The following is a 15,822-nucleotide window of genomic DNA, read 5'->3' on the forward strand; positions in this document are numbered from 1 at the left end:
GGCGGAGGCCGAGGCGGGCCCCGCCGTGAACCCGATGATCAAGATCACCAACATCGTGGCGCTGCTGCTGCTGGCGATCCTGGCCCACGGCGTGGTCGGCTAACCTCCGACACCCAGACTGGACGGAAGGCCCCGGAGAGCGATCTCCGGGGCCTTTGCATTTTGGGCTTGGGGGCAGGGGGCGCATGACCGCTTGACGATGAGAACAAAAGAGGAATAAGAACGAATACGGAACGCGCCAACAGGTTCTCCACAGGCGCTCAACAAGAGGATTGGCGAAGATGGTTCGTCTGGCCCGGGAATCGCTGGCGTTTGCGTCGGTGGCGAGCTTTGTCTGGATGGTCTGTTCGGTGGCCGGTCTGATGGGCTGACCGCCATGCGAATGGGGGAGATGGCGCAGGTGCAGGGCGGTAGTGAAGGCTTCGTCCACCTGAGGGTCCGCTCCGCCTATTCGCTTCTGGAGGGCGCCATCAAGGCCGACAAGATCGGCGCCCTGGCCAAGGCCGATCACATGCCCGCGGTCGCCATCGCCGACCGGGCCAATCTGTTCGGCGCCCTCGAGTTTTCCGTGGCCACCAAGGGCGAGGGCGTCCAGCCGATCATTGGTTGCGCCCTGCCGGTGAGCGGGATCGGCGAGGCCCTGCCTGAACGCTGGGCCAAGACGCCTACCGTCATGCTGCTGGCCCAGAGCGAGCAGGGCTACCTCAACCTCTGCGACCTCTCCTCGTTCGCTTACCTGGACATCGAGCCCAGCGACGAGCCGCACGTGCCGTGGGAGAAGGTCTGCCAGTTCTCGGACGGGCTGATCCTGCTCTCCGGCGGGCCGGACGGGCCGGTTGACCACCTTTTCGCGGCCGGCAAGGTCAAGGAGGGCCGCGCGGCCCTCGCCGAGATGAACCGGGTTTTCGGCGACCGCTTCTATGTAGAGCTGCAGCGGCACGGCGCCGCCGCCGAGGCCGCCGCCGAGGGCGAGCTGGTGGCCTTCGCCTATGACGAGGACGTGCCGCTCGTCGCCACCAACGACGTCTATTTCAAGAACGCCAAGGCCTATGCCGCGCACGACGTGCTGCTGTGCATCGCCGACGGCAGCTTCGTGGGCCAGGACGAGCGGCGGCGGGTGACGCCCGAGCACGGGTTCAAGTCCGCCGCCGAGATGCGGGCGCTGTTCGCCGACCTGCCGGAGGCCTGCGACAACACCCTCGATATCGCCCGGCGCTGCGCCTTCATGGTCAGCAAGCGCGATCCCTTGCTGCCGCGGTTCACCGAGGGTGAACGCTCCGAGGCTGACGAACTGGCGCAGCAGGCGCGCGAGGGATTGAAGGCGCGGATGGCCAAGGGGCAGGCCAATGTCTTCCCCGTCGAGGACTACGAGGCGCGCCTGGAGCGTGAGATCCAGGTGATCACCCAGATGGGGTTCCCCGGCTACTTCCTGATCGTGTCGGACTTCATCAAATGGGCCAAGGCGCGGGGCATCCCGGTGGGCCCGGGGCGTGGCTCGGGCGCCGGCTCGCTGGTGGCCTATTCGCTGACCATCACCGACCTCGATCCCCTGCGCTACGGCCTGCTGTTCGAGCGCTTCCTGAACCCCGAACGCGTGTCGATGCCCGACTTCGACATCGACTTCTGCCAGGAGCGGCGGGAGGAGGTGATCGCCTATGTCCAGCAGCGCTACGGCCGGGACAAGGTCGCCCAGATCATCACCTTCGGCACCCTGCAGGCGCGCGCCGTGCTGCGGGACGTCGGCCGGGTGTTGCAGCTCCCGCTGGGGCACGTGGACCGGCTGGCCAAGATGGTGCCGGCCAATCCTGCCAATCCCGTGACCCTGGCCCAGGCCATCGAGATGGAGCCGCGGCTGCAGGAGGAGCGCCGGCGCGACGAGGCGGTGGCGCGGCTGCTGGACATCGCGCTGGAGCTGGAGGGGCTCTACCGGAACGCTTCCACTCACGCCGCCGGCGTGGTGATCGGTGACCGACCCCTGACCCGGCTTACGCCGCTCTACCGCGATCCGCGTTCCGAACTGCCGGCCACCCAGTTCAACATGAAGTGGGTCGAGAGCGCCGGGCTGGTGAAGTTCGACTTCCTGGGCTTGAAGACGCTCACCGTGATCGACCGGGCGGTGAAACACCTCGAGAAGCGCGGGGCCGCGGTCGACATGGCCGCCCTGCCGCTGGATGACGAGAAGACCTACGAGCTGATGAGCAACGCGCTCACCATCGGGGTCTTCCAGCTCGAAGGGCAGGGGATGCGCGACACCCTGCGCCAGCTTCGCCCCGGCTCGATCGAGGACGTCACGGCCGTGGGCGCGCTGTACCGCCCCGGCCCGATGGACAACATCCCGGCGTTCATCGACTGCAAGTTCGGCCGCAAGCCGATCGACTTCCTACACCCGACGCTGGAGGGCGTGCTCCGGGAGACCTACGGCATCATCGTCTACCAGGAGCAGGTGATGCAGATCGCCCAGATCCTGGCGGGCTACAGCCTGGGCGAAGCCGACCTGCTGCGCCGCGCCATGGGCAAGAAGAAGAAGGAGGAGATGGACCTCCAGCGCGCGCGGTTCATCTCCGGGGCGGAGGCCAAAGGCGTGCCGCCGGCCCAGTCGGGGGCGATCTTCGACCTCGTCGACAAGTTCGCAGGCTACGGCTTCAACAAGAGCCACGCCGCCGCCTATGCCGTGGTGAGCTACCAGACCGCCTGGCTGAAGGCGAACGCGCCGGTCGAGTTCTTCGCCGCATCCATGAGCCTGGATATCGCCAACACCGACAAGCTGTCGGTGTTCTACCAGGACGCCAAGCGGTTCGGCGTGAAGATCCGCCCGCCGTGCGTGAACCGCTCGTCGGCGGATTTCGAGGTCGAGGACGGCGAGGTGCTCTATGCGCTGGGCGCGATCCGCAACGTCGGCATGCAGGCCATGGAGCACGTGGTGCAGGTGCGGCGCGAGGGCGGGCCGTTCACCGACATCTTCGACTTCGTCGAGCGGGTCGACCCGCGTCAGGTCAACAAGCGTACGTTCGAGACCCTGGCCCGGGCCGGCGCCTTCGACGCGATCCACGAGAACCGGGCGCAGCTGGTCGAGGCGGCCGACCACCTGATCGCCCACGGACAAGGCGTGAACGCGCGGGAGACGTCGGAGCAGGCGGACTTCTTCGCCTCCGACAAGACCGACGCGCGCCATGCGGTCGAGCGCAAGATGCCCCGGCGCGATCCGTGGACACCGACGGAGCGCCTCGACGAGGAGCTGTCTGCGGTCGGCTTCTATCTTTCGGGCCATCCGCTGGACGACCTCGTGGAGGCGCTGCGGCGCAAGCGCACCGACCTCCTGACCGACGCCATCGCCAAGGCCGTGGCCGGCGCCGAGGCGCTGCGGATGGCGGGCGTGATCCGCCGCAAGCAGGAGCGGCCGTCGCGGTCAGGCGAGAAGTTCGCCTTCGTCACCTTCTCCGACCCGACGGGTGAGTACGAAGTGCTGTTCCCGCCCGAGTCGCTGAAGAAGTGCCGCGACCAGTTGGAACCCGGCAAGGCGGTCTCGATCCGCGTTCGCTGCAAGGCTAGCGAGGGCGAGGTGCGGTTCTTCGGCGAGAGCGTGGAGCCGGTGGAAAAAGCGGTCGAGAATGTGGTGGCGGGACTGCGCGTGCACCTGGCCCCCCGCAGCGCCGAGATCGAGGCGCTCAAGCGGCGGCTCGAGACCGTGACCAACGCGCGTGGGGGCGAGATCGTGCTGGTGGCCGGGCTGGACGGCGGTCGCGAGGTGGAACTGAAGCTTCCGGGTCGCTTCACCCTGGATGGGGCCGTGCGCGGCGCCATCAAGACAGCGCCCGGCGTGGTCTTCGTCGAGGACCTGTGAGGGCGGCGTCGCTCGGGCTGGTGCTGGCCGCAGCTTGCGCCCAGGGCGCGCAGGCGGCCCGGCCCTCAACCGTGCCCGAGCTGGTGGCGTGGGCCCAGGCGCATCTCACGGGCGTCGAGGACTGGCCCCTGCTGGGGTTCGACGCGAGCGGCATGATCCTCGCCAGTCCGGAAGGCGCTGCGTTGCGGTCCGACGGCGTGGTCGAGGGCGATCTGCGACAGGAGTTCTTCGAACCCATCGAATTGGACGGGCGAGTGATGCGTTCGGCGGCGGCGCGATGGGCGGTCGACTGTTCGGGCCAGCGATACGCGATCCTGTCCATGACCCTCTACGCCCGCAACAACCTGACCGACCAGATCGGCGAACGCACGGCCGACAAGCCGGACTGGCGCCCCCGCGACGCCATGTCGGGCGCTGCGATCGACGCCATGTGCGAGGCGGTGCGAAGCGGCGTGCGCCTGGATGCGCCACAGCCTTAGCGTGAATTCTTAAGGTCTGCGCGACGAAAGATCGCGCTTTGAACACAAGAGGTGGCCATGAACTTCGGGATCGCAGTGTTCGCAGCCGTGGCGCTGGCGGCAGGACCCGCCGCGGCCGAGTTCGGATCCGCCCAGCCGAAGAAGCCCTGGGGCGAACGTGGACCTACCGTGACGTCCAAACCGCGGCCATCACAGGCCTACGGCGTCCCCGCAGCGCCCGCAGCCCCCGCCTACACGGGGCCGACCACGGCCAAGACCTATGGCCCGCCGGCGACGCCAAAGGCCGAGCCCTTCAAGCCCTACCAACCCTACAAGCCCAACAGCGTGTTCGGTCCCGACGGGAAGAAGAGGCGCGACTAGGCCGTCAGGCGCGGACTGACCTAGCGACGGTCGCCCGGACGGTTGCCGGGGACGCCCTCGTCGTCTTGCGGGAGCATGCTGCCGCGGCCGACGCTGCCGAGCAGCTGTTCGAGCACGGTCATCTCGCGGCCGCGCGTCGGGGTCTCGCGGTTGTTGTACGCGATAACCTTGCCGTCCTTGAGGGTGTAGACGTTGACCGTCTCCACCATCTCGCTGTCCTTGTTGAACTGGATGGCCGTGACGTTGCGGGCGGTGACCCGCGGCTTGCGGAAGGCCACGCGTTCCTTGACCTGGTTCACGTAGAACCAGACGTTCGGGTCGAAGGTGGACTGCACGGAAGGCGAGCCCAGCTTGGCGCGGACGGTGGACTTGGTGTCCGTGCCGACCTTCACGTCCTTGGGATCGCTGTCGATGGCCTGGAAGCCCGAGTAGCTGGTGATCGGCGAGCAGGCCGAAAGCCCGGCGCCGGCCAGGGTGGCGATGGCGAGAGCGGCGAGGGCGGCTTTGCGGGACATCAGGACTCGTTTCTGGGCGCCAATCGGGCGAGAGCCTTTGACCTATCGCCGGCCGCCCCTTAGTTCAATGCCGCCTTTAGCCACGCCTTCGGGCGAAATCGAGGCCATTCCATGCTGAAGCGCCTGTTCAAGCCGAGGCCGACACAAGTCGCGGGGCAGGAGCTGTACGCGCGCGTCGTGGCCCAGTCGCGGACCCCGGCCCTCTACGCCGATCTGGGCGCCCCGGACACGCCCGAAGGCCGGTTCGAGGTCTACAGCCTGCATACCTACCTGTTGCTCGAGCGGCTGAAGGGGCAGGGCGCCCAGGCGGCGGACACGGCGCAGGTGCTGTTCGACACCTACCTCAGCGGCCTGGACCATGGGCTGCGGGAGCTCGGGGTCGGAGATCTTTCGGTGGGCAAGCGGATGCGCAAGCTGGGGGAGGCCTTCTACGGCCGGGTTCATTCCTTCGAGGCGGCGCTGGCGGCGCTGCCGGACCGGGCGGCGCTGGAGGACGTGCTGGCGCGCACGGTCTACGCCAAGGCCGACGCCGCGAACGCTCCGCGCCTGGCGGACTATGTGATCGCCCAGCGCGAGGCCCTGGCGCACCAGGACCTGGACCGGCTGAACGCCGGCGAGGTGACGTGGAGGCCGCTGTGAGCTGGGCCAAGCCGGTGAAGCTGCACGAGCTCGGCCGCGGGCCGGTGCGCCTGACCCTGGAGCCGGATGCGGCTGACCGGGCCGCGGTGGCCAAGCAACTGGGCCTCAGGAGCTTGCCGTCGCTCTCCGCCCGGGTGACCGTGAAGCCCTGGCTGGACGGGGCGGAGATCACCGGCCGGTTCGAGGCCGTGGTGGAACAGGTATGCGGCGTGACCCTGGACCCGTTCGAGCAGGCCCTGGAGGGTGAGATCGACGTGCGCGTCGTGCCGGCGGGCAGCCCCCACGCGGCGTCCCCGGATGGCGGCGAGCTGGAGCTTGACCCCGACGCGCCAGACGCGCCCGACGTGCTGGAAACGGACGCCGTGGACGTGGCGGGCTATGTGGTCGAGCATCTGGCGCTGGAGCTGGACCCGTTCCCGCGCAAGCCGGGCGCCACGTTCGACTATCAGCCGCCGGAGGAGGAGACTTCGCCCTTCGCCGCGCTGAAGAAGCTCACCGATCCAAAGCCCTAGTTTCCAGTCGGCAATTCGCAGGAGTAAGGTCGCGCGCCGAATCCCGTTCGCGCCCGGCGTCGGCCGGAGTAAGGAACGGTTCGGCGTGAGAACGGGATACTCTGCATCACCGCGATCGGCATTCCCGGTCGCCAGGGGACGAAAGCACTCAATTTGACCCAATCCCTGGTGATTTCCGTCGACGCCATGGGCGGCGACAACGGGCCGACCGTGGTCGTTCCGGCCTGCGCCGTCGCCCTGCAGGAGCTGCCCGCGCATGCGCGCCTGCTGATCCACGGTGACGAGGCGGCGATCCGGGGTGAGTTGGACCGCTGCAGGGTGCCAGAGGGACGCGTCGAGGTGCGGCACGCCGAACGGGTCATCGCCATGGACGAGAAGCCGGCTCAGGCCCTGCGCCGCGGTAAAGGCACCTCGATGTGGGCGGCCGTCGAGGCGATCCGCGAGGGGCAGGCGGCGGTGGCGGTCTCGGCCGGCAACACCGGCGCCCTGATGGCGATATCCAAGCTCATCCTGCGGATGAGCGCCGACCTGGACCGTCCGGCGCTCACCGCCAGCATCCCGCATGCCCGGGGCGTGACGACCTTCCTCGACGTGGGCGCCAATGTGGATTGCGACGCCGAGCGGCTGGTGGAGTTCGCGATCATGGGCGAGGCCTATCACCGGGCCGCCCATGGCGTGGCGCGGCCGACGGTGGGGCTGCTCAACGTGGGCTCCGAGGAGATGAAGGGCCACGAGGAGGTCCGCGAGGCCAACCGGATCCTGCGCGAGGGCAAGATCGACCTGGACTACCGCGGCTTCGTGGAGGGCGACGACATCACCCACGGGGCGGTGGACGTGGTGGTGACGGACGGCTTCACCGGGAACGTCGCCCTGAAGGCGATGGAGGGCGCGGCGCGGTTCATGTACAGCGAGCTGCGCGCCGCCCTGACCTCGGGTCCGATGACCAACCTCGGCGCCCTCCTGGCGCGGCCCTCGCTGCGCCGCTTCCGCGACAAGATGAGCCCGCCGCCGGCCGCGCCGCTGCTGGGCCTGAACGGCTTGGTCCTCAAATGCCATGGGGGCGCCGACGCCCGCGATTTCGCGAAGGCGATCCGGGCGGCGGCCGACGTGGCGCAAAGCGGGTTTGCGTCCGAGATCGAACGGAATATGAGGCGGCTTCCCGCCGCCCTCGCGCCGGCGAACCCCGCATCCGCGGACGGAGCCGCCTGAATTGTCAAAAGTCCTGCGTTCCGTGGTCACCGGCGTCGGCGGCTATCTCCCCGACCGGATCGTCACCAACGACGAGCTCGCCAAGATCGTCGACACTTCCGACGAATGGATCCGCGAGCGGACCGGCATCCGCCAGCGCCACCAGGCGGCCGACGACCAGCCCGTGTCGGACCTGGCCGTGGCCGCGGCGCGACGAGCGCTGGAGGCCGCGGGCCGCACGCCGGACGACGTGGACCTGATCATCGTCGCCACCACCACGCCGGATCTTACCTTTCCCGCCGTGGCCACTATCGTGCAGCGCAAGCTGGGCTGTCCGGTCGGCATCGCCTTCGACGTGCAGGCCGTGTGCTCCGGCTTCGTCTACGCCCTGTCGACAGCCGACGGCTTCGTGGCCCGCAACCGGTCGAAATGCGCCCTGGTGATCGGCGCCGAGGCCATGACGCGGCTTATGGACTGGACCGACCGCGGCACCTGCGTGCTGTTCGGCGACGGGGCCGGAGCGGTCGTGCTGGAGCCGGGCGAGGGCGAGGGGACCACCGCCGACCGGGGGCTGCTGGGCTTCGCCCTGCGGGCCGACGGGACCAAGCAGGAGCTGCTCTACGTGGACGGTGGCGTCTCCACCAACCGCCAGACCGGCTATCTGCGCATGCAGGGCAACCAGGTGTTCCGCCACGCCGTCGTGAACATCTCCGAGGCGGTGCGGGCGGCGGCGGAGGACGCCGGGATCGAGGTGTCCGCCGCCGACTGGTTCATCCCCCACCAGGCCAACCAGCGCATCCTCGAAGGCGTCGCCAAGCGGCTGGGTATCGACGAGAGCAAGGTGATCTCGACGGTGGCCGAACACGCGAACACATCGGCGGCTTCGATTCCCCTTGCGCTCGACCAGGGCGTGAAGGACGGTCGCATCAAGCCCGGCCAACTGCTGCTGCTGGAGGCCATGGGCGGCGGATTGACCTGGGGCGCCTGCGTGCTGCGCCTTTGACGGGCGGTTAGGCTTAAGCTGTAAAGCGTGACTTGAAGTCTTTGTGGCAATGGGACAATCAAGACGCATGAACGACATGTCGGTGGGGACCAGGGCCATCATGAAGGGCGCGACGGTGACGCGGGCCGACCTGTGCGAGTCGGTGCACGAACAGGTGGGCCTCACCCGTCAGGATTGCTCCGAGCTGGTCGAGCGGGTCCTCGAGCTGATGTGCCAGGCGCTGGAGCGCGGGGAGCAGGTGAAGCTTTCCGGGTTCGGCGTGTTCCAGGTCCGGGCCAAGCGCGCCCGGATGGGCCGCAACCCCAAGACCGGGGAACCGGCCGCGATCGACCCGCGCCGGGTCATCGGCTTCCGCGCGTCGCAGGTGATGAAGGCGCGCGTCGACCGAGCCCTCTCGCGGTGACGGCCGCGTAGGCCCATGGCCAAGGGGCCCGAAGCGTTCCGCACCATCTCCGAAGCGGCGGACGAGCTTCACGTGCCCCAGCACGTCCTGCGGTTCTGGGAAACCAAGTTCACCTTCATCAAGCCCATGAAGCGGGCCGGCGGGCGCAGGTTCTACCGCCCCGCCGATATCGCGGTGCTGCACGGCGTCCGCAGCCTGCTGCATGACCAGGGCTACACCATCAAGGGCGTTCAGAAGCTCCACCGCGAGCACGGGCTCAAGCACCTCGTGGCGGCCGGGGAGGGCGTTGCGCCGCCCGCAGCGCCTGCGGAAAAGGCTGCGGCGGCGGCGCCGAAGGCCGCGGCCACGTCGGCAAAGCCCGTCGGCGACACCTCGGCCCTGCTGGCCGCGCTCCGCGACCTCGAAGCCGCAAAAACGCGGCTGGACGGGCTGCTGAAGGAGTAGGGGGAAATCTCGCCGCCGGCCGCTGGTCGGAGCGACAGGATTTGAACCTGCGACCCCTTGACCCCCAGTCAAGTGCGCTACCAAGCTGCGCCACGCTCCGAAGGGCCAGGCGGCGAGGCGCGTCTTCTAGCGGATAGATGGATCAGGGCAAGGCCGAAGTTCAGGCCCGGGGCCCGGGCTCGCGGTTCATCCACCGGATCAGCGGGAAGAGGGGCACGCCCCAGGCCGTGCCGGCGACGCCGTAGTAAAGCAGCTGGACCGCCCAGTGGCCGGGGACGTAGTCGCCGAGGGTGGCGACCACGGCCACGTAGAGGCCGCAGAACGCCAGGATGCCGATGAGGCCAATGAACTTGCGCAGGCGCGGGGACATGCCGCCTCATAGAGCGCTGGAGGCCTGGGCGGAAGCCGGCTAGAGAGCGCGCCTAAGTTCGGCCCATAAAGTGCGCCACCGCCCGTCGATGACTTCGTTCCTGCGTTCCGACCGTTCGAGACCCGTGGCCATCTGGCTGCTGGTGGTGGCCGCGTTCGTGCTGGGCATGGTGATCGTGGGCGGCGCCACCCGGCTCACCGACTCGGGCCTGTCGATCACCCAGTGGAAGCCGGTGACCGGCGCCATTCCGCCACTGAGCGACGCCGACTGGCAGCGCGAGTTCGGCCTGTACAAGCAGATCCCGCAGTACAGCCAGCTGAACGCCGGGATGAGCCTGTCCGACTTCAAGACCATCTATTGGTGGGAGTGGTCGCACCGGCTGCTGGGCCGCGTGCTGGGGCTGGTCTTCTTCGTGCCGTTCGTCTGGTTCGCGATCCGGCGCGAGTTGCCGCGGCGGCTGTTCCTGCGGCTGGCGGGGATCTTCGTCCTGGGCGGGCTGCAGGGCGCGGTGGGGTGGTGGATGGTGTCCAGCGGCCTGGCCGAGCGGGTCTCGGTGGCGCCCGAGCGGCTGATGGTCCACCTCGGGCTGGCGTTCGCGCTGCTGGGCCTTCTCCTGTGGACGGCGCTGGACGCCTGGGCCGGCGCGGCGCGCCAGACCCTGCCCAGCCCCTGGGGGCGTCGGGCCGCATGGCTGATCGGCCTGATCTATCTGCAGATCCTGCTCGGGGCGCTGGTCGCAGGTAACGATGCGGGGCTGGTCTACAACGACTGGCCGCTGATGAACGGAGCGCTGGTTCCGGACGACTATGTGGGCGAGGGGCTCTGGGCCACCCTGGCGCACAGTCAGGGCGCGGTGCAGCTGCATCACCGGCTGGTCGGCTATCTGTTGACCGCGGTGGCGGTGGCGATCGGGCTGGCGGCGTGGCGGTCGAACTATCTGGTGCGCGAGGCCAAGCTGCTGGCCGTGGCGACGGCGGCCGCGGTGGTGGTCCAGGCGCTCCTGGGGATCGCCACGCTGATGATGCGCGCGCCCGTCGGGATGAGCATCGTCCACCAGCTGGCCGCGGCCGTGGTGTTGAGCCTCGCGGTGGCGTTCGGATGGCGCGTGCGACGGGTCTGATACGCAAAAAGTCGCGGTATCATTTTACCGCATATTCTATCCTGTTGTAGTTATTGCGTTTTCCGATGGTTTCGCGAGACGCGCGCTGTTGACTTCCGGCGTCCATCCCGGCATATGCCGCGCCTCACGTCGGGGACGCCTCCAGCGCACCCGCTAAGTCTATTGGATCGTCCCTCATGCTGAAGAGCACCACGGCTTCGCTGAAGCCCGCCGAGGTCGAGAAGAAGTGGATCGTGATCGACGCCCAGGACGCCGTGGTCGGCCGCCTGGCTTCGTTCATCGCCATGCGTCTTCGCGGCAAGCATCGCGCTGATTACACCCCGCACGTCGACTGCGGCGACTTCGTCGTCGTCGTGAACGCCCACAAGGTGAAGTTCACGGGCAAGAAGGCCACCGACGAGGTCTACTACTGGCACACCGGCCATCCGGGCGGTGTGAAGCAGCGCACCCCGGCCCAGATCCTCGCGGGCAAGTACCCCGAGCGCGTCCTGGAAAAGGCCGTCGAGCGCATGCTGCCGAAGGAAAGCCCGCTGGCCCGCAAGCAGATGACGCACCTGCGGATCTACAACAGCGCCGAGCACCCGCACGCCGCTCAGAACCCCGAGACCATCGCGTTCGCCGACCTGAACGCCAAGAACGTGCGGAGCGCGTAATGAGCGAAGCCACCACGCAGGAAGCCACCGGCTTCGACGCCCTGAAGGGCATGGGCACCCAGGCGGAAGAGACCATCGTCCGCGAGCCCAAGATCGACGCCCAAGGCCGCGCCTACGCCACCGGCAAGCGCAAGAACGCCGTGGCCCGCGTCTGGATCAAGCCGGGCAGCGGCAAGATCACCATCAACGGCCGCGACCAGGAGATCTACTTCGCCCGTCCCGTGCTGCGGATGATGATCGCCCAGCCCATGCAGCTGACCGATCGCGCCGGCCAGTTCGACGTCGTCTGCACCGTGGAAGGCTCGGGCCTTTCGGGTCAGGCCGGCGCCGTTCGCCACGCCATCTCCAAGGCCCTGACCTACTACGAGCCCGGCCTGCGCGCCGTGCTGAAGCCGCACGGCCTGCTGACCCGCGACCCCCGCGTCGTGGAGCGGAAGAAGTACGGCAAGGCCAAGGCCCGACGCAGCTTCCAGTTCTCGAAGCGCTAACTCTTACGCTTCAATTTGTTTAATAAAACAGGCACATGGCGCGAGCCGTGTGCCTGTTTCGCTATTCGCGGATGACTCCCGCACCCGTCAGGCTCGGCCTGTGCTGGCGCTTCGCCAGGCCTGCAGCTGCTCCACGACGTCGGCGACGATCTGGGCCTGCGAGAGTCCTGTGAGATCGCGCCGGGCGCCTTGGGGGCCGACGCGGGCCGTAAGGCGCCATTCGCGACTGCGCCGGCCCTCCGACGCCTCCAGCGGCGTGTAGGCCGGCAAGGGACGCCCCTCCGCCGACAACCGATAGAGGAAGGGATGTCCCTGTTGCGGATCGATGATCAGCCGCGCCTCACCGGGCTCCTCGACCAATTGCGGCGAGAACAACCCCTCGCTGGCCAGCGCATCGCAGACCGAGCGGAGCGCGGGCAGGCCGGCCTGCGCGAGTTGGCGATCGATCTCGGCGCGACGAGGCGGCTGGAAAATCTGCTTGAGGCGGTCGCCGAGGGGCGGTGTCGGGGGCGCAGCCGCGACGCCGGCGAGATCGGCGTTCATCTGGCGGATGAGGCCGATGGTCAGCAGGATCATGATCAGGGCGAAGGGTAGCGCCGCGACGAGCGTCGCAGCCTGCAGGGCGCCCAGGCCGCCCGCCAGAAGCAGCAGGGCGGCCGCCGCGCCCTCGAGTGCGCACCAGTAGACCCGCTGCCACCTGGGCGTCTCGTCAGCGCCGCCGGACGCGATGGTGTCGATCACCAGTGATCCGGAATCCGCAGAGGTGACGAAGAACACGGCCACCAGCAGCACGGCCAGAGCCGAGGTGATCGCGGTTCCCGGCAGGTGTTCGAAGAAGCGGAAGATGGCGGTCGAGAGGTCGCTGGTCACCGCCTGGGCGATGCCGCCCGCGGCCGTCCCCATGTCGAGCGCAATGGCCGTGTTCCCGAAGACGGTCATCCAGAGGAAGGTGAAACCGGTGGGGACGAGCAGCACGCCAATGACGAACTCGCGCACGGTGCGCCCCCGCGAGATCCGCGCGATGAACATGCCGACAAAGGGCGACCAAGCGATCCACCAGGCCCAGTAGAAGAGGGTCCAGTCCGCCATCCAGCCCCGGGGTTCATAGGCGTAGAGGTTGAAGGTGCGGACGAAGAAGTGGTCGAGGTAGAGGCCGAAGTTCTGAACCAGCGCCTTCAGCAGGAAGCCGGTGGGGCCGGCGATCAGGACGAAGACCATCAGGGCGACCGCAATGGCCAGGTTGAGCTCGGACAACCGGCGCACGCCCCGGTCCAGTCCGGTGAGTACGGATAGGGTCGCCGCGCCCATGACGACCACGATCAGGCCGACCTGCACGACCGGGCCCGACGGCAGGCCGGTGAGGTAGGCCAGTCCGCTGTTGATCTGCGCCACGCCCAGCCCGAGGGAGGTGGCGATGCCGAAGAGGGTTCCCCAGATGGCGAAGATGTCCACCGCATCGCCGGCCGGGCCATGGATGCGCCGTCCGAGCAGCGGGTAGAGCCCCGAGCGGAGGGTGAGGGGCAGACCCTTGCGGTGCGCGAAGTAGGCCAGGGTCAGGCCGACGATGGCGTAGATCGCCCAGGCGTGGACACCCCAGTGCACGAAGGTGATGACCATCGCCTCGCGCGCCGCGGCGAAGGTGCGGGGCGGCGCTTCCGGCGGCGCCGCGTAGTGCTGCACAGGCTCGGCCACGGCGAAGTACATCAGGCCGATGCCCATCCCGGCCGCGAACAACATGGCCAGCCAAGACGTATACGGGAAATCCGGTTCGGACCCGTCGGGGCCGAGCTTCAGCTTGCCGGTGGGGCCGAGGGCCAGAGCGAGGACGACGAACAGGAAGCCGGCCACCACGGCGACGTAGAACCAGCCGAAGGCGCCGATGACCCAGGACTGCGCCGCCTTGAACGCCAGGTCCGAGGAGGCGGGGGCGACGACCGCGACACCCAGCAGGAGCGCCACGATGGCGCTGGCGCCCCAGAACACCCGAGGATTCATGTTGGTGGCGAACCGTCGCATACGAAACCTCACGGCGCGTTCGCGCCTGCTGGGGCCGAGGTCTCCCATCGCCCCGTTCTCGAGCGTCACGGACAACCGGCGAGTCGCCGAGTGGTTGCCTCATCGCGGGCCGCCGGACGTGAACGCAACCTTCGCCCAGCGGTTTACGGATCCGTTGAGGGAGTCCGCATCATGGACGATCAGAAGACTGCCATGGCCATGGGTTGGGGTCGGTTCGGCGCCATGATCGTGGTCTCGACGACCACAATGTTCTTCCTGATGTACCAGTTGATCTACAGCATCGAGCACGCGCTCTTCAGCCTGACGCGCCTGGTCTCATCGCTGGTGATGGGTTGCGTCATGACCGCGGTGATGTTGGCGTTCATGTGGAAGATGTACCGTCCCGACGCGGCGAAGGTCGCCGTGCTCGCCGGGGCGGTGGTCGGCGGGGTCGTCCTGCTCGGCGTCAATCGAAGCCAGGCCCTGGTGGGCGATGTCAGCTTCATGCGGGCGATGATCCCGCATCATTCGATCGCCATAAACAATGCGCGGCGGGCCGACATCCGCGATCCCCGTGTGCGCTATCTCGCAGACCGGATCACGCGCGATCAGGTCAAGGAGATCGCGGAAATGAAGCTCCTTATCGACGATATCGAACGGCGCGGGCGGCGCGCCGCGGCTCCACGCCCCGCGGGCCCGGCGACGCTCGACGCGCGGGGCGCACAGGAGGCGAGGGAGCTTCTCAGTGGCGAGCTGCTGAGCAAGGCGCCGCTCTGAGCAGCGCCCCTCTGCGGGAGATGACGTCAACCACCGGGCGCGGCCATTGCCGGCCGCGTCTCCGGTGCGCCGCCGCCCTCCTCAGGCTTGGGGACGAGGATGAGCGTGCGGTCCTCGACGCGCCAGCTCGCCAGCTGCGAGAGGAAGTTCATGCCGAGGACGTCTACGGGACCGAGCGCCGGCGAGATGACGACCCTGAGGTTTCGGGCCTCGACGCCACCGAGCTCCAGGCGATCGATCACGCCGGTGTCCGCTCTCACGACACCATTGGCGGTGCGCATCATGACCGGGATCACGCTGTCGTCCCGATCAACGCCGGCCCGGGCGGCCGTCTGGGAGGACAGGGCCGTGATCGTCGCGCCGCTGTCGATGAGCATGCGCTGCGAAGCGCCATTGAGCTTGACCTGCGCCCAGAAGTGCCCGTCCCGGGACATGCGGATCCGCACCTCGTCGCCGGACACCTGTTGGTCATGCAGGCCCAGTTTTGCCGCGAGCCGCGAGAGATTGGGATCGTACGGCGCTTGCTGCAGCAGCACGAAGAACCCGAAGGCCAGGATGGATAGCGAGAAGGCGGCGCGAAAGAACGGTCCGACACGCGGGAGATTGAACAACAGCACCAGAAGCACGGCCGCGCCCGCGGCGTAGAGCGCGATCTGGAGCCATTCCGGGTGGGTGGTGATCGGCATGGCAGGATAACCGCGCCTCGGCGCTTTCGATCCGGCCAAGACCTCTCGGTGGGCGGCTCGGACTTCAAAGGCTGGAACCATCGGGATGGCGATCCGCTAGCCCGCTAGGGCAAAAAGGAGGTCGTCATGGTCGCAAGACAGGTCAAGCCGCTGAACGAAGGGGCCGCGCGTCCTCAGAAGGGCCGGATGACGTGGGCGGCCCTGGCCGCCATCGTGCTCTTCGTCCTTGCTCTCGCCTTCGTGATCCTGCGTCCGATCGTGGACCGTCGAGACGGGCCGGAGCGCGAGCCGCCGCAGGTCAACGCGCCCAGGGCTCCCGCCTCGCCCTCGTGACGCGCCGTCGTCCTGG

At 68.4% G+C, this 15,822-nt stretch carries 19 protein-coding genes, 1 tRNA gene and 1 pseudogene; 16 read left to right on the forward strand and 5 right to left on the reverse strand.

Going from position 1 to position 15,822, the window contains the following annotated elements; genetic code table 11:
* Positions 1–13: 13 nt before the first annotated feature.
* The 5 genes and pseudogenes from AX721_RS28810 to AX721_RS15580 form a co-directional block, all read left to right on the forward strand.
* Positions 14–103: pseudogene (locus AX721_RS28810) on the forward strand (hypothetical protein); the annotation flags it as partial.
* A 178-nt stretch (positions 104–281) separates the two neighbouring features.
* Positions 282–371: a cell division inhibitor SidA gene (sidA, locus tag AX721_RS28815; RefSeq protein WP_068878982.1), complete on the forward strand. Its 90-nt coding sequence runs from the start codon at positions 282–284 to the stop codon at positions 369–371.
* Positions 372–391: 20 nt separating this feature from the next.
* Positions 392–3,841: a DNA polymerase III subunit alpha gene (dnaE, locus tag AX721_RS15570; protein WP_068876919.1), complete on the forward strand. Its 3,450-nt coding sequence runs from the start codon at positions 392–394 to the stop codon at positions 3,839–3,841.
* Complete coding sequence (locus tag AX721_RS15575) at positions 3,838–4,320, forward strand: surface-adhesin E family protein (RefSeq protein ID WP_068876920.1); 483 nt, start codon at positions 3,838–3,840, stop codon at positions 4,318–4,320. Before dnaE ends, AX721_RS15575 begins: the two co-directional genes overlap by 4 nt.
* A 57-nt stretch (positions 4,321–4,377) precedes the next feature.
* Complete coding sequence (locus AX721_RS15580) at positions 4,378–4,680, forward strand: hypothetical protein (protein ID WP_068876921.1); 303 nt, start codon at positions 4,378–4,380, stop codon at positions 4,678–4,680.
* 20 nt (positions 4,681–4,700) lie between these two features.
* Here the strand turns inward: AX721_RS15580 and AX721_RS15585 are convergent, their stop codons facing one another.
* Positions 4,701–5,195 (reverse strand): outer membrane protein assembly factor BamE, encoded by a 495-nt coding sequence (locus AX721_RS15585; RefSeq protein ID WP_068876922.1) that lies wholly within the window; start codon positions 5,193–5,195, stop codon positions 4,701–4,703.
* 111 nt (positions 5,196–5,306) lie between these two features.
* On the opposite strand from AX721_RS15585, the gene AX721_RS15590 reads away from it, so the two are divergent.
* From AX721_RS15590 to AX721_RS15615, 6 genes are all read left to right on the forward strand, one after another.
* The gene (locus tag AX721_RS15590) at positions 5,307–5,834 is read left to right on the forward strand and encodes a ubiquinol-cytochrome C chaperone family protein (protein WP_068876923.1); all 528 of its coding nucleotides are present in this window, start codon (positions 5,307–5,309) and stop codon (positions 5,832–5,834) included.
* Positions 5,831–6,346 (forward strand): DUF177 domain-containing protein, encoded by a 516-nt coding sequence (locus AX721_RS15595; protein ID WP_156467192.1) that lies wholly within the window; start codon positions 5,831–5,833, stop codon positions 6,344–6,346. Before AX721_RS15590 ends, AX721_RS15595 begins: the two co-directional genes overlap by 4 nt.
* Before the next feature lie 153 nt (positions 6,347–6,499).
* Positions 6,500–7,555, forward strand: a complete 1,056-nt coding sequence (gene plsX / locus AX721_RS15600; protein WP_082765232.1) for a phosphate acyltransferase PlsX — start codon at positions 6,500–6,502, stop codon at positions 7,553–7,555.
* A gap of 1 nt (position 7,556) precedes the next feature.
* Entirely contained in the window at positions 7,557–8,537 is a 981-nt protein-coding gene (locus tag AX721_RS15605; RefSeq protein ID WP_068876925.1) for a beta-ketoacyl-ACP synthase III, read from the forward strand.
* A gap of 100 nt (positions 8,538–8,637) precedes the next feature.
* Positions 8,638–8,940: an integration host factor subunit alpha gene (locus AX721_RS15610; RefSeq protein ID WP_068876961.1), complete on the forward strand. Its 303-nt coding sequence runs from the start codon at positions 8,638–8,640 to the stop codon at positions 8,938–8,940.
* 15 nt (positions 8,941–8,955) lie between these two features.
* Complete coding sequence (locus tag AX721_RS15615; RefSeq protein WP_068876926.1) at positions 8,956–9,384, forward strand: MerR family transcriptional regulator; 429 nt, start codon at positions 8,956–8,958, stop codon at positions 9,382–9,384.
* 23 nt (positions 9,385–9,407) lie between these two features.
* Here AX721_RS15615 and AX721_RS15620 read toward each other — a convergent pair.
* Positions 9,408–9,484: transfer RNA gene (locus tag AX721_RS15620), tRNA-Pro, on the reverse strand.
* A 60-nt stretch (positions 9,485–9,544) separates the two neighbouring features.
* Complete coding sequence (locus AX721_RS15625; RefSeq protein WP_068876927.1) at positions 9,545–9,754, reverse strand: DUF2842 domain-containing protein; 210 nt, start codon at positions 9,752–9,754, stop codon at positions 9,545–9,547.
* Between the two features lie 88 nt (positions 9,755–9,842).
* On the opposite strand from AX721_RS15625, the gene AX721_RS15630 reads away from it, so the two are divergent.
* The 3 genes from AX721_RS15630 (at position 9,843) to rpsI (ending at position 12,015) form a co-directional block, all read left to right on the forward strand.
* Positions 9,843–10,874, forward strand: coding sequence for a COX15/CtaA family protein (locus AX721_RS15630; protein ID WP_068876928.1), 1,032 nt, complete (start codon positions 9,843–9,845; stop codon positions 10,872–10,874).
* Between the two features lie 179 nt (positions 10,875–11,053).
* A complete protein-coding gene (rplM, locus tag AX721_RS15635) occupies positions 11,054–11,527 on the forward strand; it encodes a 50S ribosomal protein L13 (RefSeq protein ID WP_082765233.1) in 474 nt (157 codons plus the stop codon).
* The gene (gene rpsI / locus AX721_RS15640; RefSeq protein WP_068876930.1) at positions 11,527–12,015 is read left to right on the forward strand and encodes a 30S ribosomal protein S9; all 489 of its coding nucleotides are present in this window, start codon (positions 11,527–11,529) and stop codon (positions 12,013–12,015) included. Before rplM ends, rpsI begins: the two co-directional genes overlap by 1 nt.
* An 87-nt stretch (positions 12,016–12,102) precedes the next feature.
* On the opposite strand, the gene AX721_RS15645 is transcribed toward rpsI, so the two are convergent.
* Entirely contained in the window at positions 12,103–14,031 is a 1,929-nt protein-coding gene (locus AX721_RS15645; protein ID WP_068876931.1) for a BCCT family transporter, read from the reverse strand.
* Positions 14,032–14,202: 171 nt separating this feature from the next.
* On the opposite strand from AX721_RS15645, the gene AX721_RS15650 reads away from it, so the two are divergent.
* Complete coding sequence (locus AX721_RS15650) at positions 14,203–14,787, forward strand: DUF305 domain-containing protein (RefSeq protein ID WP_068876932.1); 585 nt, start codon at positions 14,203–14,205, stop codon at positions 14,785–14,787.
* Positions 14,788–14,813: 26 nt separating this feature from the next.
* Here the strand turns inward: AX721_RS15650 and AX721_RS15655 are convergent, their stop codons facing one another.
* The gene (locus AX721_RS15655; RefSeq protein WP_068876933.1) at positions 14,814–15,473 is read right to left on the reverse strand and encodes a TIGR02281 family clan AA aspartic protease; all 660 of its coding nucleotides are present in this window, start codon (positions 15,471–15,473) and stop codon (positions 14,814–14,816) included.
* A 126-nt stretch (positions 15,474–15,599) separates the two neighbouring features.
* Between AX721_RS15655 and AX721_RS15660 the strand changes: the two genes are divergently transcribed.
* Positions 15,600–15,806, forward strand: a complete 207-nt coding sequence (locus tag AX721_RS15660; protein WP_068876934.1) for a hypothetical protein — start codon at positions 15,600–15,602, stop codon at positions 15,804–15,806.
* The last annotated feature ends 16 nt before the right edge of the window (positions 15,807–15,822 follow it).

Origin of the sequence: Phenylobacterium sp. CCH9-H3 (assembly GCF_001557235.1) — a bacterium.
GTDB lineage: Bacteria > Pseudomonadota > Alphaproteobacteria > Caulobacterales > Caulobacteraceae > Phenylobacterium.